This window comes from Geobacter grbiciae, from assembly GCF_018531165.1.
Taxonomy (GTDB): Bacteria; Desulfobacterota; Desulfuromonadia; order Geobacterales; family Geobacteraceae; genus Geobacter; species Geobacter metallireducens.
In genome coordinates this window covers 1-15,173 of sequence record NZ_JAHDIW010000003.1, presented here as the reverse complement: position 1 = coordinate 15,173, position 15,173 = coordinate 1, and the positions used below count along the sequence as shown (strand labels likewise).

The window sequence follows — 15,173 nt, the reverse complement described above, 5'->3', positions numbered from 1 at the left end:
CCCGACCGTCACTCTCAAGTAGTCGAGGCGGAAACAGGACCTTCATCAACAGGGGAATCCACTTGACTAGCGGCATCGATTGCAATAAAGTACCAACCTAGTATGGATTGTCCTCTCGCATTCAAAAAGGAAAAACTCCGCCACCTTGAAGACGGCTGCCGCCAAAACGGCCTCGCCATGACCGTCCAGCGCCGCGTCGTCCTGGACGCCCTTGCGGAGCGCACGGACCACCCATCCGCCGACCAGCTCTACGATGCGGTCCGCGGAAGGCTCCGGGGAATTTCCCGCACCACCGTCTATCGGGTTCTGGAAACCCTCGTGGGAATCGGCGTTGTCCAGAAGATCAGCAACCCCGAGTCCAAGGCCCGGTATGATGCCAATACGGTGCGCCATCACCACATCCACTGCATTCGCTGCGAGAAGATCGAGGACATGCACACCCCGGCCCTTCACCTTGCGCAGCAGGTGCCCATCGCCACGGAAAGCGGCTTTACCATCGTCGACTATTCCATCAACTTCAGCGGGATCTGCCCCGACTGTCGTTCATGACCCATCACGCGAAAGGAGGACAGGATGAAAAAATGGAGATGCGTTGTCTGTGATTACATTCACGAGGGACCGGAGCCGCCCGAGATCTGTCCCGTTTGCGGAGTCGGCAGGGACCAGTTCGAGGAAGTTGGATAGATTTGTTTGTCTGCAATGAACGAGAACACAAACCTGCCAGGGAGGGGAGACTGCATGGAATTCAAGACCCTTGACGATATCATCAAATTCGCCGTTGAGCGGGAAGAAAACGCCTACCAGCTCTACAAGACCGCTGCCCAAAAGGCCACCAGCATCTCGGCCCGCAAGATGTTCGAGGAGATGGCGAACGAAGAGGCAGGCCACAAGACCGCCTTCGAAAGACTGGACATCGAGGGGGCTGAAAAGTACTCTCTCGCCGACCGCCCTGACATGAAGATCGCCGAGTACATGGTGGAGATGCCCTTCCGGGACGACATGAGCTACCCCGAGATCCTCCGCTACGCCATGAAGACTGAAGAGAATGCGTACAAACTCTATACGGCCGCGGCCGAGTTGACCGACGACCCCAAGTTCAAGCGGATGCTCTTGGTGCTCGCCGACATCGAGAAGGGGCACAAACAGAAGATAGAGGCGGTTTACGACGAACGGGTCCTCACCGAGATGTAACTCTTCAGGCTACTGACAACGGGGGCGCCGAGGCGCTCCCGCTCTCGTTTTACCCGCCGGAAGGCATGCCGACGGCGACCAAACACCATATAACAGGAGGATATGCCAGTGAAGGCTGTTGAGATAAAGAACGATATTTACTGGGTCGGCGCCGTCGACTGGGCAGTGCGTGATTTCCACGGCTACGAGACCCCCCGGGGCACCACCTATAACAACTACCTGATCATGGACGACGAGATCACCCTTATCGACACGGTCAAGTATGATTTTGCCACCTACACCCTCAAGAACATCGGCGGGGTGGTGGACCCGGCACGGATCAAGAACGTTATCATCAACCACATCGAAAACGACCACGTCACGAGCCTCGACTGTGTCATGGATCTGGCCCCCAACGCCACCATCTACATCTCGGAAAAGGGGAAAAAGGGTCTTGAGCGCTTCTTCGACCTCTCCCGCTGGAACGTGAAGACGGTCAAGACGGGGGACACCCTCACCATCGGCAAGCGGACCCTCGAATTCCTCGAAACCCCCATGCTCCACTGGCCCGACTCCATGGTGACCTATGCCCGTGAGGACAAGATCCTCTTCACCCAGGACGCCTTTGGCCAGCACGTGGCCTCGGCAAACCGCTTCGATGACGAGTACGAGATTTCCAACTCCCCGGTCGAACTGGAAGACGCGGTCGTCGACTACTACGCCAACATCCTCATGCCCTTTGGCCAGATGATCAAGACCAAGATTGCCGAGATCCAGGCAAAGGGATTCGAGATCGACATAATCGCTCCGGATCACGGCCTCATCTGGCGCAAAGACCCCGGCAAGGTCCTCGGCATGTACCTGGACATGGCCAACGGCAAGGCCCGGGAATCGGTGGCGATCATCTACGACACCATGTGGCAGAGCACCGAGAAGATGGCGGGCCCCATCGCCGAAGGGGTCAGGGCCGAGGGTCTCAACTGCCAGATCATCAAGCTGCGGGCCACCCCCACCAGCGTCGCCATCAAGGAATTCTGGAAGTGCCGTGGCGCCCTCATCGGCTCACCGACCCTCAACAACATCCTCTTCCCGAGCGTGGCCGAATTCCTCACCCACCTGCGTGGCCTGCGCCCCAAGAACCGGATCGTCGGGGCCTTCGGCAGCTTCGGTTGGGGGGGTGGCGCCGTGAAGGAGGCCTACGAGGTGTTCAAACAGATGGGGCTCCAGACCGTGGAACCGGGAATCCAACTCGCCTACCGTCCTTCCCTGGCCGACGAGGAGGCCTGCTTCGAATTCGGCCGCACCTTCGCCCGCCAGGTATCCGAGTACCACAAGGGGTTCTGATCCCCCATGGACCTGCACTACGGCGACACCTCATTCACCCTGACGCTTCCCCCGGAGCGGCTTCTCGGCGTCATCCGCCCGGAAATCGGCGTACCGGTCGACAGGCCCGAAACGATCATCGCGGCCGCCCTCGACCGGTGCGCCGAAACGATCGGCACCTTCCGGTCCGGGGAACGGGTCGTCATCGTCACCTCGGATATCACCCGCTACACCGGGAGTGAGGTCTACCTGCCGCTTCTCGTGGAACGGCTGGTGGCCGCCGGCATCCGGGAGCGGGACATGGAAATCCTCGTGGCCCTCGGCATACACCGGAAGCAGACGGAGCATGAGCACCAAAAGATCGCCGGCCCCCTCCACGGCCGGATCCGGATCGTGGACCACGACTGCGACGACCCGGGGCAGTTGGCCTTCATCGGCCGCACCTCCAACGGCATCGACGTGAACGTGAATCGCCGGGTAATGGAGGCCGACCGGGTCATTCTCACCGGCACCATCGGCTTCCACTACTTTGCCGGTTTCGGTGGGGGAAGGAAGAGCATCCTCCCCGGCGTGGCGTCCCGGGCAACGTGCATGGCCAGCCACTTTGCCGTCCTGAACCCCGGCGAGGGGACCGGCAAGAACCCCTTGGCCGTTACCGGCAACCTGGAGGGGAACCCGGTCCACGGCGCCATGGTGGAGGCGTGCGCCATGGTGGAGCCCGACTTCATCCTGAACACGGTCCTCTCCCCGGACAAGCGGATCATGGCCGCCTTTGCCGGCCCTTGGCGGGAGGCCCACGAAGAGGGGTGCCGCTTCTACGCCGAGCGGTTCGCCTGGCCGCTCCGGGAGAAGGCGGATCTCGTCGTGGTCTCCTGCGGCGGCTTCCCCAAGGACATCAACGTCATCCAGTCCCACAAGGCCATGGAATACGGCAGCCAGGCACTGAAGGAGGGGGGGGGCATGGTCCTCCTGGCCCAATGCCGGGACGGCTACGGCAACGCCACCTTCTTCGACTGGTTCCGGTTCAGGGATCTGGGCGCCTTTGAGACGCGGCTCCGGAGCCACTACGAGATCAACGGCCAGACCGCCTACTCCCTGCTCCAGAAAGCGCAGAAATTCCGCGTCATCCTCGTCTCGGAGCTTCCGCCGGAGGAAGTCCGCACCATGGGAATGACTCCAGCAAGGAGCCTCGACGAGGCCATGGCACAGGCGGCGGAGTTCCTCCCGGCCGACTACACCGCCTACGTCATCCCCGAGGGGGGGACGGTGCTACCGGTAATAAAACCATGAAATAACACAGAGCAACTGAGCAACAGAGTTGAAAATCACAAGACAAGTTCTTTGAACGTTTTGTATTTTAGCTTTTGATTTCTCAGTTGCTCAGTTGCTCTGTGTTATTCAAGAACAGAGGTAACATGCTCGATAAGCGCATCCTTCAAGAGCTGAAACAAATCGTCGGCGCCGACAACGTGGCCACCGACCGCCAGGACCTGATCTGCTACGGCTACGACGCCACCCAGATGGAATTCCTCCCCGACGCAGTGGTTCATCCCGGCAGCCCCGACGAGGTTTCCGCGGTGCTGAAGCTGGCCAACCGGGAGCAGTTCCCGGTCTATCCCCGGGGGGCCGGCAGCGGCTTCACCGGCGGGGCACTCCCCAAGGGGGGGGGCATTGTCCTCGTCGTCACGCGGCTTAACCGCATCCTCCGCATCGACACCGAGAACCTCATCGCCGAGGTGGAGCCCGGCGTGGTCACCGAGCAGTTCCAACTGGAGGTGGAAAAGCTGGGGCTCTTCTACCCGCCGGACCCCGCATCCCTCAAGTTCTCCACCCTGGGGGGAAACGTGGCCGAGAACGCCGGCGGCCCCCGCTGCGTGAAGTACGGTGTCACCCGGGACTTCGTCATGGGGCTCGAAGTGGTCCTTCCCTCCGGCGAGATCATCCGCACCGGGGGCGAGACCTACAAGGGGGTGGTGGGATACGACCTGACCCGACTCCTCTGCGGCTCCGAAGGGACCCTCGGCGTCATCACCAAGATCATCTTCAAGCTCCTGCCCCTCCCCGAGGCGAAGAAGACCATGCTGACCATCTTCGACTCCATCGATGGGGCTGCCAAGGCGGTCTCCACCATCATCGGCAACAAGATCATCCCCACGACCCTGGAGTTCATGGACTACGCCACCCTTCAGTGCGTGGAGAAGCGCTTCAGCCTGGGGATTCCGGCCAGCGGACGGGCCGTGCTCCTCATCGAGGTGGACGGCGACCGGGACCTGATCGAGAAGCAGGCGGCCCGCATCCAGGAACTGATCAAACCCCTGGGGCTCGTGGAGTGCAAGATCGCCAGGGACGCCGCCGAGTCAGAGGCCCTCTGGAAGGTGCGGCGGCTGGTGTCGCCGTCGCTTCGGGATGTGAACCCTGACAAGTTCAACGAGGATATCGTCGTCCCCCGCTCGAAGGTGCCCGACGTTATCCGGGTGATCGAGAAGATTCAGCAGAAGTACGCGATCCCCATCGTCAACTTCGGCCATGCCGGCGACGGCAACATCCACGTCAACATCATGATCGACAAGTCCGTGGCCGGGCAGGAAGAGAAAGCCCACGAGGCCATCGCCGAGGTGTTCCAGGCGGCCCTTGACCTGAACGGCACCATGTCCGGCGAGCACGGCGTGGGGCTCGCCAAGCAGCCCTACATCCACCTGGAGCTGAAACCGGCCCAGGTGGCAACCATGCAGGCCATCAAGAAGGCCCTGGACCCCAACAACATCCTCAATCCGGGGAAAATGTTCCCAAGAGAAGCTTAAAGGAAAATCCTTCTTTTCAACACAGAGCAACAGAGCAACTGAGAAACCTTTTGGGTTGAAAATATCTCTGTTGCTCAGTTGCTCTGTGTTTCACAAAGGTTTTTATGATTCAGGAAAATTCCAATGTGTCTGCCTTGCAGCGAGTCGAAAACGAACTGAAGAAATGCGTGAAGTGCGGCGCCTGCCGGGCCCACTGCCCCGCCTTCGCCACCTTCGGCAAGGAGCCGGCCGTGGCCCGGGGGAAGGTGGCCCTGGCCCAGCACCTCCTCAAGGGGGACATCGAGCTGGACGACGCCACCTACGCCGCCATGTCCAAGTGCCTCCTCTGCGGCAGCTGCGTGGAGAAGTGCCCCAACAACGTCCCCACGGACGAGATCGTCGTGGTGGCCCGGGAGGCCCTCTCGGGCCAACGGGGGCTCACCACCTTCCACGCGGCGGTGGGGCGGGTGATCAGGAATCGCTCTCTCATGAAATTTGGCGCCGCCGCGGCCCGGATTCTCGGTCCCCTCTTTTTCCGCAAGGTGCCGGAGACCTCGGGGCTGCGGCTCCGCTTCCCGCTCCCCTTTGTGGGGGGGAAGCGCCACATCCCCCCCCTTGCTAAGAAACCGTTCCTGGACCGGCACCCCGAAGTGATTCCGGGGGAACCGGGAAAGCCGCGCATCGTCTATTTCGTCGGCTGCATGACCAACTTCTGCTATCCCCAGGTGGGGGAGGCGGCCCTGGCCTTGTTCCGGCACCTGGGGTGCACGGTTATCATCCCCAAGAACCAGCAGTGCTGCGGCCTGCCCGGGATGTCCGGCGGCGACCTGGACACGGTGCGGGGGCTGGCCGAGAAGAACCTGGCCGAGTTGGAGCGGTACGAAGCCGACTACATCATGACCGCCTGCGCCACCTGCGGCGGCGCCCTCCACAAGTTCTACCCCAACCTGGTGGGTAAGCGGCACCCGGAACTGGCGGCCCGCCTCAAGGCCATCGCCGACAAGACCGTGGACGCGGCCCAGCTCCTCCAGAAACTGGGGCTCAATCCCGAGGAAACCGGCGCCGGCAGCGACATCCGCGTCACCTACCACGACCCGTGCCACCTGAGAACCCGCGCCATCACCCGTCAGCCCCGGGAACTGCTGCAGGGGACCCCGGGCGTGGAACTGACCGAGATGGAGGGGGCCGACAAGTGCTGCGGCCTCGGCGGCACCTTCAACGTCTACCATTACGAGAGTTCCCTGGCCATCAACAAGATGAAGAGCGCCGCCATCATCAACACCGGCGCCGATGCGGTGGTCACCGGCTGCCCCGGCTGCATGATGCAGCTCTCCGACGGGCTCAAGCAGCAACGCAACCGGACCCGCGTCATGCACACCCTCGAAATCCTTGCCCGTTCCGTTAACAAGTAAGCGACCAGACGGCGGGACGGGGTTTCCATCCCTCTCCCGCCGACTCATTTTCCCCTTCTGGAAAAATCGTTCTATAGTCTCCTCGATGACGGAATCCGTTCCCTCCCTCCCCGCTCCAATCCCCCGTCTATTCTGACAAATTAAGTCAAGATAAAAATTATTTTATTGACAGTACAAACCACTTTAGGGTATGTAAACACTGAATAAAAACCAGTTTTATTTCTTTCTTCCACGGGGTAGCGGATGTCCGAATACAACATCGGGGCCAAGATCAAAAAGCTCCGCCTGGCCAAGAAGCTGACTCTCCAGGCGGTCGCCCGAGAAACAGGCTTTTCCCCCGCCCTCATATCCCAGATCGAGAACAACAACGTCTCCCCTCCCATCGCGACCTTGTCCAAGATCGCAAAATTCTTCGACGTTAAGATCAGCCTCTTCTTCTCCGAGGATGAAGAGGAATACCGCTATGAGGTGGTCCGCCGGGGCGAACGCAAGGTCATCCCCCGGGTCATCTCCCGGGCCGGCACCAGCCAGGGGTACTCCTACGAGTCCCTCTCCTTCCGCAAGCAGAACAAGAAGATGGAACCCTTTCTCCTTACCGTCACCGAGAAGGCCGCCGAGGAGAACACCTACAGCCACGATGGCGAAGAGTTTCTCTTTGTCATGAAAGGGACCGCGGAACTCCTGCTCGAAGACGAACGGATCGCCCTCGAAGAGGGGGATTGCGTCTACTTCGACTCGTCCCTCAGACACCGGCTCCTCTCCAAGGACGGAAGCGAAGTCCAAGTGCTGGCGGTGGTTACCCGCTAAACCGACACCCCCCTCAGACAACCCGTTTTTTTATGCAGAATCGTATACATAATCACGTTTAAACGTGCACAGAACTCAACAGGAGGGATTTCGCAATGCGACTGTTGAACAAATCTACTCACCGGAAGGATGGCCGCGATGTCTAAGAATGCAATCAAACCGCAACTCAAGAACCCGTTTGACCCCCCCGAGAAAGTAGAATTTACCATCCCGGGCGAAATCTCTCGGACGACCGGCCCCTACGAGGAGGCGATGCAGGAGGGGTACGACCTCATCCAGCGCCCCATCAAGTCGGTCAAGATCGACCAGATCGAGAAACAGCACTTCAAGAAGCGGATGACTGTGTGGGAACGCCTCAAGGTCCTCTCCGACCAGGCTCCCAACGTCCTGTACCAGAACTGGGGCAAGAACCTGGACGGTGCCTCCCTGGTAACCGCCATCATGAACATCGGCGGCCGCGACGTTGCGGTCTACGGCCATGACTTCACTGTCCGCGCCGGTTCCATCGATGCCACCAACGGGAGCAAGCTGGCCAAGCTTTTCAACCTGGCCGGCGAGAAGGGGATTCCCCTCATCGGCATGAACGACTCCGCGGGCGCCTTCGTGCCGGCCGGGGTCGGCGGTCTCGACGGCTACGCCGAGGCCTTCACGGCCCTGCGCAAGATCAGCGGCGTGGTCCCCTCCATCATGTGCATGTTCGGCTTCAACGCCGGCGGCGGCTCTTACCTGCCGCGGCAGGGGAGCTTCGTCATCCAGCCCAACGAGACCTTCTTCGGCCTCACCGGCCCCGGCGTCGTCAAGTCGGTCCTCGGTGAGGACATCACCCCCGACGAGTTGGGGGGTCCCAAGGTCCACGGCAAATCGGGCGTGGCCGACCTGACCGTTTCCGATGAAGTGGCTGCTCTCCGCACGGCGGTCCGCCTCCTTTCGTACATTCCCGACAACAACAGCGTGGGGGCTCCGTTCCAGGAGACCAGCGATCCCATCGACCGCAAGACATGGGAGATCAACACCCTGCTGAAAAAGGCCTTCAACTCCCCCACCGGCTTCAACACGCCGTTCGACGTCTCCATCATCATCCAGCAGATCTGCGACCACGGCGACTACTTCGAGCTCCAGCCGGAGCGGGCCAGGGAAGCGGTCACCGCCTTTGGCCGCCTCGGGGGCCAGGTGGTGGGCTTCGTGGCCAACAACTCGGCCGTGGCCTCGGGGCAGATCGACTGCGATTCGGCGGTGAAGATTGCCCGCTTCGTCCGGTTCTGCAACATCTACAACATCCCCATCATCTTCATGGAAGACACCACCGGCTTCCTGCCGGGGCGCGAGCAGGAGAGCCGCGGCATCGTCCAGGCGGGGCGCTCCATGCTCGACGCCATCGTCGACGTCCGGACCCCGCGGATCCTTCTAATCCTCCGCAATGCCTTCGGCGGCGCCTACGCCTCCTACAACAACTACCCCACCGGCGCCGACCTGGTGCTGGCCCTCCCCACCACCCGCCTCGCCGTCATGGGGCCGGCCGGCAAGGAATTTGTCTACAAGGACGAGCTGCGCAAGATTCGCAGCGCCGTGGCCGAGATGGTCAAGAAGGGGACCGAGGAGCGGATCTGTGCCGGCACGGAAGCCGCGGCGGCCAAGCGGGATGCCGAGAAGGAAGCCGCCGAGTGGCTCAAGGGGCAGGAAGCTGTCCTGAACCAGCGATACGAAAAAGAACTGATGAACCCGAAGGAAGGCCTGGCCCTGGGCTCCATCTCCTCCATCGTCATGCCGACCGACCTGCGCCAGGTGCTGGGCGAGAACATCGCCTTCCTGATGCGGCACTACAAGCCGTCGCCCATGTGCGGCCCGCAGCGCGAGTTCCACTAGTCAATAATTAAATTCAATAACACAGAGCAACAGAGCAACTGAGAATTAAAGAACTGACAAAATAAAATTACTGACACCCCATCGTTAAACTGAAAAATCTTTTCGATTTTCTCTGTTGCTCAGTTGCTCTGTGTTTCAAAAGTTTTTTTTATCTTAATTTGGAGATAGAGACCAATGACCGACCTGTACATGAACAACCCCTTGATTCACCGGGACCGTCGTCTCGGCGCGTCCGATTCCGAGTGGGTGCGCTCTTTTACCTGCGAGGACATGAAGCCGCTCATCGTCTGCCGCGGCCCCATCCGCAAGGAGGCCATGGATGTCTTTGAGGAGATGGGGATCACCCACTACGGCATCCTCCTCTCCGAGAAGGACTCCATCGTCTACGCCAACGCCCTGGCCCCGGAACTGCGCCAGTTGACCGATTCCAACCGCGTCCACCGGGTGCCCGACTACACCGGCGCCAGCAAGGAGGAGCGGGTCGAGCGGATCGGCCAGATCATCCAGATCGCCAAGGACAACAACTACGACGCCATCTTCGCCGGCTACGGCTTCATGGCCGAGGACGAGGAGTTTGTCGCCGCCATCGAGAACGCCGGCCTGTCGTTCATGGGCCCCAACTCCCGCACCCAGGCCGACGCCGGCAAGAAGGACGAAGCCAAGCGGACCGCCCTCCAGGTGGGAGTTAGCGTCACCCCGGGCATCAACAACGTAACCGCCCGGACCTTGGTCAAGAAGCACCAGACCCGCGAGGCACTCTTGGCTCTTGTGCAGTCCGAGGGACTCGACGTGGACGCCAAGGTCCTGAAGGACGCCAAGCTTCCCCTGGAGGAGCTGGCCGACGCCATCCTCTACGCCTCCTACGCCAAGGGGATCGACCTCTACACCATCGAGGATCTCTCCGCCCAGGTGCAGGTGGAAGTGGCGAACATGTTCACGGAATACCCCGGCAGCCGGATCCGCCTCAAGGCCATTGGCGGCGGTGGCGGCAAGGGCCAGCGGATTCTCGGCGCGTCGCTGCTGAACATCAAGAAGCCGACCGAGGCCCAGGTCAGGGAAGCGGCCGCCGAGGCCCCCGCCCTGGTCCGGGAGGTCCTCAACGAGGTCAAGGCCAACGGCGTCGGCGACAACAAGAACGTCCTCATCGAGCTCAACATCGAGCAGACCCGCCACAACGAGATCCAGCTCCTGGGCAACGGCGAGTGGTGCATCTCCATGGGAGGACGCGACTGCTCCCTCCAGATGCACGAGCAGAAGCTCCTTGAGATCTCTGTCACCCAGGAAGGGCTTGCCCTGGCCATCGAGAAGGCCAAGGCTGCCGGGCGCAAGGCCGAGGTGAAGGCCCTGGAGAGCGATCTCAAGGTGCTCAAGCGGATGGAAGAGGATGCCGCCAAGTTCGGCGCCGCCGTGGGGCTCGACTCCGCATCCACCTTCGAGTGCATCGTGGACCGGGACCGCTACTACTTCATGGAGGTGAACACCCGCATCCAGGTGGAGCACCGGGTCTCCGAGCTCTGCTACTCCCTCAAGTTCACCAACCCCAAGGACAAGAACGACTTTTTCATCGTCGAGTCCCTCGTCGAGGCCATGGCTCTCCTGGTGAAGCACAAGAAGCGGCTCCCCAAGCCGGAGCGGATCGCCCGGTTCGGGGCCGGCGCAGAGGCCCGCCTCAACGCCACCGACGCCTCCCTCTCCCCCCACGCCGGCGGCATGATCCGGTACTGGTCCAACCCCATCGAGGGGGAGATCCGCGACGACCAGGGGATCTGCATGGTCAACCCCGACACCGGCATGTTCATGCGCTACAAGGTGGCCGGGGCCTACGACTCCAACATCGCCCTCCTCCTCACCAAGGGGGATGACCGTCTCGCCAGCTACCTGAAACTCTCCGAGGTGCTGGGCAAGACCTCTCTGCGGGGGACCGACCTGGCCACCAACCTGGAGTTCCACTACGGCCTCGTCAACTGGTTCATCGGCCAGAACGTCATGGCCAAGCCGACCACTCGCTTCGTCCCCTACCTGACCCTGGTGGGGCAGTTGAAGGAAGAGGCCAACAAGCTCGACACGGTCTTCGCCTTCATCCAGATGAAGAAGGCCTACGCCAAGAAGATGGCCGCGCAGTTCCCCGACGACCCGAAGATCGCCAAGGAGATGTCCGCCATCCTCGACCGGAAGGGAACCCTCGTCACCCGCCCCATGGACCGGCTCCTGGCCGATCCCCATCTCCTGTCGGGGTGGCTCTCCATCAACCGCAGGAACTTCACCCTGGAAAACGGGAAGGTGGCCTGGCACGACAACCCCTTCGTGATCCTGGCGGACACCTATGACTACCTGAACATGTCCTACGACCCGGCGGCACCGGCTGCGGACGTCATCTGGGGCCACGACAACGACCTGCTCCAGAAGGGACTCCGCTTCTACACGACCCTGGCCGGACATTTCAAACTGGGGCTCCACGAGTTCGACGCCCTTTCGGCCATCCTCAACAAGGAGAAGCCCCAGGGGGGGTTCTCCGACGAGCAGTGGCTCGAGATCCAGTCCGCCCACATGGGCTTCGAGGCAGGGCTTGAGCTCCTCGGCATGCTCTTCATCATCGCCGACACCGTCAAGTTTTGGGACTTCAAGGTGGAGGACGACCTGGAAGTCACCATCCCCGACTACCTGAACGATCCGGAGCTGCAGGCCCGGATGAAGAAGATCCTGGTGCCGCCTCCCGCCACCAAGGCCGACGAGATTGTCGCCATGTGCGGCGGCATGTACTACGGCCAGGAGGCACCCGGCATGCCGGCCTTCGTGAGCGAAGGGATGCACTTCGACAAGGGTCAGCCCCTCTACATCATCGAAGTCATGAAGATGTTCAACACGGTGCGGGCAACCTTCTCGGGCACCATCGACAAGATCATCATGCAGGGGGCGGACGGCAGCATCGTCCAGAAGGGGCAGCCCCTCTTCAAGGTCACGCCCGACGAGAAATTCGTCGAGGTGAATCCGGAAGAGCAGGAGCAGATCAAGCGCGAACGGACCGCGGCCTATCTCAAGGCCGTTCTCTAGGCGCGGGCCAGGTGGTTACGGACGGGGCTCCGCGCAAAGGCCTGGAGCCCCCGTCGTACCGGCTGACCCTGCCTGGCAAGGCAGGGTCGGTTTTTATGGTGGCGGCCGAATTGCCTTGCCGGAAACAACACTAACGTTCGGGAGGATACCGTGAGAAAAGGAAAACTTATCGTCATTGAAGGAATCAGCGGCTCAGGCCAGCAGGTGAAGGCGGCCATTGTTGGCCTCCACAAAGCCCTGGCAGGCCAAAAATACGACGTGGTCGAATGCGCCAACCCCGATTCCGGCCGGGCAAAGGAACTCGGGATCGACAATCTTCTCAACTGGCCCTTCGGGAGGACACCCCGGGCCGATTTCCTATTCGAGGCCGCGGTCCGGACCGAGGTCTTCAAGAACATCGTTGAGCCGGCGCTCCAGGATGACAAGATCGTCCTGTGCAAGCAGTCGAGCATCTCCTCCCTGGCTAACGCGTGGGTAAGCGGTTACACCAAGCATTTCGACGTGCTGCGCCATATCGAGAAGCTTTCCCGGGGATTTCTCTTCGAGGATGAGATCTATCCGGACCTGACCCTCTTCATCGACGTGCCGGCCCAGGAGGCCTTCGAGCGGATCGAGGATGTCCTGCAGATCCACCACGAAGGGGGCATCGAATACTACGAGAAGATGCGGGAGTTCTATCTCAAGGAGATTTCCCGCTGGCATGGCGTCAGCATCGACGCCGGGGCCGGCAGGTCGGAAGAGGAGATAAACGCCGACATCTGGGCCAAGGTTCAAACCATCCTCTAGCCGCACAACTTACCGACGCGCCCCTGCTGAACACCACGGCGGGGGCCGTTTCATTTTCAGGATAAAGAATGAGGCGCTTGCAAAACGTGATGAGGAGGCCGGGATGCTAGGCGCAAGCGAGCGAGGAAGCGAGGCGTACCCGTTGGTACGTTGAGCTTTCGAGCGAGCGGCAACAACGCAGACCGGCCCCGCAATAGTTTTGCAAGTGCCTCACTATCAACCGGAAGGAGAACACCATGAGCATCAGCGACAAGAAACAGGCATGGCAGGAGACTGTCGTGGCCAAGAATATCGCCAAGGCCCCGGAGCGGAAGGCCGAATTCCGCACCACCTCCGGTATCGAGATGGAGCGCTGCTTCACTCCCGGTTTCGACGACTATCCGGGCTACGAAGAGGAGCTGGGCTTCCCGGGCCAATACCCCTTCACCCGCGGCGTCCAGCCCACCATGTACCGGGGCCGCTTCTGGACCATGCGCCAGTACGCCGGTTTCGGCACGGCCAAGGAATCCAACGAGCGCTACAAGTACCTGCTCCAGGCGGGCCAGACCGGCCTCTCCGTCGCCTTCGACCTCCCCACCCAGATGGGGTATGACTCCGACGCCGCCATGGCCCAGGGCGAAGTGGGAAAGGTGGGGGTCGCCATCGACTCCCTGGCCGACATGGAGACCCTCTTCGACGGCATCCCCCTGGACAAGGTCTCCACCTCCATGACCATCAACTCCACCGCCTCCATCCTCCTCGCCATGTACATCGCCGTGGCCGAGAAGCAGGGAGTCTCGCCGGACAAGATCTCCGGCACCATCCAGAATGACATCCTCAAGGAGTACATGGCCCGGGGGACCTACATCTACCCCCCCCAGGAGTCCATGCGGATCATCACCGACATCTTCGCCTACTGCAAGGACCATGTACCCAAGTGGAACACCATCTCCATCTCCGGCTACCACATCCGCGAGGCGGGCTCCAGCGCGGTGCAGGAAGTGGCCTTCACCCTGGCCGACGGCATCGCCTACGTGGAAGCCGCCATCAAGGCGGGCCTCAACGTGGATGAATTCGCCCCCCGGCTCGCCTTCTTCTTCAACGCCCACAACAACCTGCTGGAAGAAGTGGCCAAGTTCCGGGCCGCCCGCCGCATGTGGGCCACCATCATGAAAGAGCGGTTCGGCGCCAAGGACCCCAAGTCCCTCATGCTCCGCTTCCACACCCAGACCGCCGGCTGCACCCTCACGGCCCAGCAGCCCGACAACAACATCATGCGGGTCACCATCCAGGCCCTGGCCGCCGTCCTCGGCGGGACCCAGTCGCTCCACACCAACTCCCGCGACGAGGCCCTGGCGCTCCCCACCGAGGACTCGGTCCGGATAGCGCTGCGCACCCAGCAGGTCATCGCCCACGAATCGGGCGTTGCCGACTCCATCGACCCCCTGGCCGGCAGCTTCCTCGTGGAATCCCTCACCGACCAGATCGAGCTGGCCGCCACCGAGTACATCAACAAGATCGACTCCCTCGGCGGCGCCGTCGAAGCCATCTCCCGCGGCTTCCAGCAGAAGGAGATCCAGGACTCAGCCTACGCCTACCAGCGGGCCATCGAAACCGAGGACCTGATCATCGTCGGGGTCAACAAGTTCACCGTCACCGGCGAGCCGGCCCCCGAGCTCCTCAAGATCAAGGAAGAGGTCGAAATCGCCCAGAAGAAGTCCCTCGGCGACATGAAAGCCAAGCGTGACGACGCCAGGGTCAAGGAAACCCTCGCCGCCCTCGCCGCTGCCGCCAAGGGGACCGACAACCTCATGCCGCCGATCCTCAACGCCGTCAAGGCCTACGCCACCCTCGGCGAAATCGCCAACGTCCTCCGCGACGTCTTCGGCGTCCACCGGGAGACGGTAGTTCTTTAATGGCTGCAAGGCTCTTCGACGTTTCAAGTGGGTTGAGGGTATAGCGACTTGAAGTTGAGCTTTCCGGCGATGATATAGGCCATCGT

General features: G+C 61.5%; 12 protein-coding genes. All 12 read left to right on the top strand.

Features of this window, described 5'->3' with window-relative positions:
• Positions 1–102 precede the first annotated feature (102 nt).
• The gene (locus KJB29_RS05470) at positions 103–549 is read left to right on the top strand and encodes a Fur family transcriptional regulator (protein WP_004512679.1); all 447 of its coding nucleotides are present in this window, start codon (positions 103–105) and stop codon (positions 547–549) included.
• A gap of 24 nt (positions 550–573) precedes the next feature.
• On the top strand, positions 574–684 hold the full coding sequence (locus KJB29_RS19675) for a rubredoxin-like domain-containing protein (RefSeq protein ID WP_425514110.1): 111 nt from the start codon (positions 574–576) through the stop codon (positions 682–684).
• Positions 685–738: 54 nt separating this feature from the next.
• Positions 739–1,191: a ferritin family protein gene (locus KJB29_RS05465; protein ID WP_004512680.1), complete on the top strand. Its 453-nt coding sequence runs from the start codon at positions 739–741 to the stop codon at positions 1,189–1,191.
• A gap of 108 nt (positions 1,192–1,299) precedes the next feature.
• Positions 1,300–2,514 carry an FprA family A-type flavoprotein gene (locus KJB29_RS05460; RefSeq protein ID WP_215733730.1) on the top strand — a complete coding sequence of 405 codons (1,215 nt, stop codon included), beginning with the start codon at positions 1,300–1,302 and terminating at the stop codon, positions 2,512–2,514.
• Positions 2,515–2,520: 6 nt separating this feature from the next.
• Entirely contained in the window at positions 2,521–3,783 is a 1,263-nt protein-coding gene (locus KJB29_RS05455) for a lactate racemase domain-containing protein (protein ID WP_215733729.1), read from the top strand.
• A gap of 125 nt (positions 3,784–3,908) precedes the next feature.
• Positions 3,909–5,294 (top strand): FAD-binding oxidoreductase, encoded by a 1,386-nt coding sequence (locus KJB29_RS05450; protein WP_215733728.1) that lies wholly within the window; start codon positions 3,909–3,911, stop codon positions 5,292–5,294.
• A 104-nt stretch (positions 5,295–5,398) separates the two neighbouring features.
• On the top strand, positions 5,399–6,685 hold the full coding sequence (locus tag KJB29_RS05445) for a (Fe-S)-binding protein (RefSeq protein ID WP_246560581.1): 1,287 nt from the start codon (positions 5,399–5,401) through the stop codon (positions 6,683–6,685).
• Between the two features lie 243 nt (positions 6,686–6,928).
• Entirely contained in the window at positions 6,929–7,492 is a 564-nt protein-coding gene (locus KJB29_RS05440) for a helix-turn-helix domain-containing protein (protein ID WP_215733727.1), read from the top strand.
• Positions 7,493–7,630: 138 nt separating this feature from the next.
• Positions 7,631–9,355 carry an acyl-CoA carboxylase subunit beta gene (locus tag KJB29_RS05435; RefSeq protein ID WP_215733726.1) on the top strand — a complete coding sequence of 575 codons (1,725 nt, stop codon included), beginning with the start codon at positions 7,631–7,633 and terminating at the stop codon, positions 9,353–9,355.
• A gap of 174 nt (positions 9,356–9,529) precedes the next feature.
• Positions 9,530–12,406, top strand: a complete 2,877-nt coding sequence (locus KJB29_RS05430; RefSeq protein WP_215733725.1) for an ATP-binding protein — start codon at positions 9,530–9,532, stop codon at positions 12,404–12,406.
• Positions 12,407–12,556: 150 nt separating this feature from the next.
• Positions 12,557–13,192, top strand: a complete 636-nt coding sequence (locus tag KJB29_RS05425; RefSeq protein ID WP_215733724.1) for a dTMP kinase — start codon at positions 12,557–12,559, stop codon at positions 13,190–13,192.
• A gap of 236 nt (positions 13,193–13,428) precedes the next feature.
• Entirely contained in the window at positions 13,429–15,087 is a 1,659-nt protein-coding gene (locus tag KJB29_RS05420) for an acyl-CoA mutase large subunit family protein (protein ID WP_215733723.1), read from the top strand.
• Positions 15,088–15,173 lie beyond the last annotated feature (86 nt).

Excerpts from the sequence above, each read along its gene's own strand:
- KJB29_RS05455 (WP_215733729.1), top strand. The coding sequence starts at position 2,521 with ATGGACCTGCACTACGGCGACACCTCATTCACCCTGACGCTTCCCCCG.
- KJB29_RS05450 (WP_215733728.1), top strand. The coding sequence starts at position 3,909 with ATGCTCGATAAGCGCATCCTTCAAGAGCTGAAACAAATCGTCGGCGCC.
- KJB29_RS05445 (WP_246560581.1), top strand. The coding sequence starts at position 5,399 with ATGATTCAGGAAAATTCCAATGTGTCTGCCTTGCAGCGAGTCGAAAAC.
- KJB29_RS05420 (WP_215733723.1), top strand. The coding sequence starts at position 13,429 with ATGAGCATCAGCGACAAGAAACAGGCATGGCAGGAGACTGTCGTGGCC.
- KJB29_RS05470 (WP_004512679.1), top strand. The coding sequence starts at position 103 with ATGGATTGTCCTCTCGCATTCAAAAAGGAAAAACTCCGCCACCTTGAA.
- KJB29_RS05430 (WP_215733725.1), top strand. The coding sequence starts at position 9,530 with ATGACCGACCTGTACATGAACAACCCCTTGATTCACCGGGACCGTCGT.
- KJB29_RS19675 (WP_425514110.1), top strand. The coding sequence starts at position 574 with ATGAAAAAATGGAGATGCGTTGTCTGTGATTACATTCACGAGGGACCG.
- KJB29_RS05465 (WP_004512680.1), top strand. The coding sequence starts at position 739 with ATGGAATTCAAGACCCTTGACGATATCATCAAATTCGCCGTTGAGCGG.
- KJB29_RS05435 (WP_215733726.1), top strand. The coding sequence starts at position 7,631 with ATGTCTAAGAATGCAATCAAACCGCAACTCAAGAACCCGTTTGACCCC.
- KJB29_RS05440 (WP_215733727.1), top strand. The coding sequence starts at position 6,929 with ATGTCCGAATACAACATCGGGGCCAAGATCAAAAAGCTCCGCCTGGCC.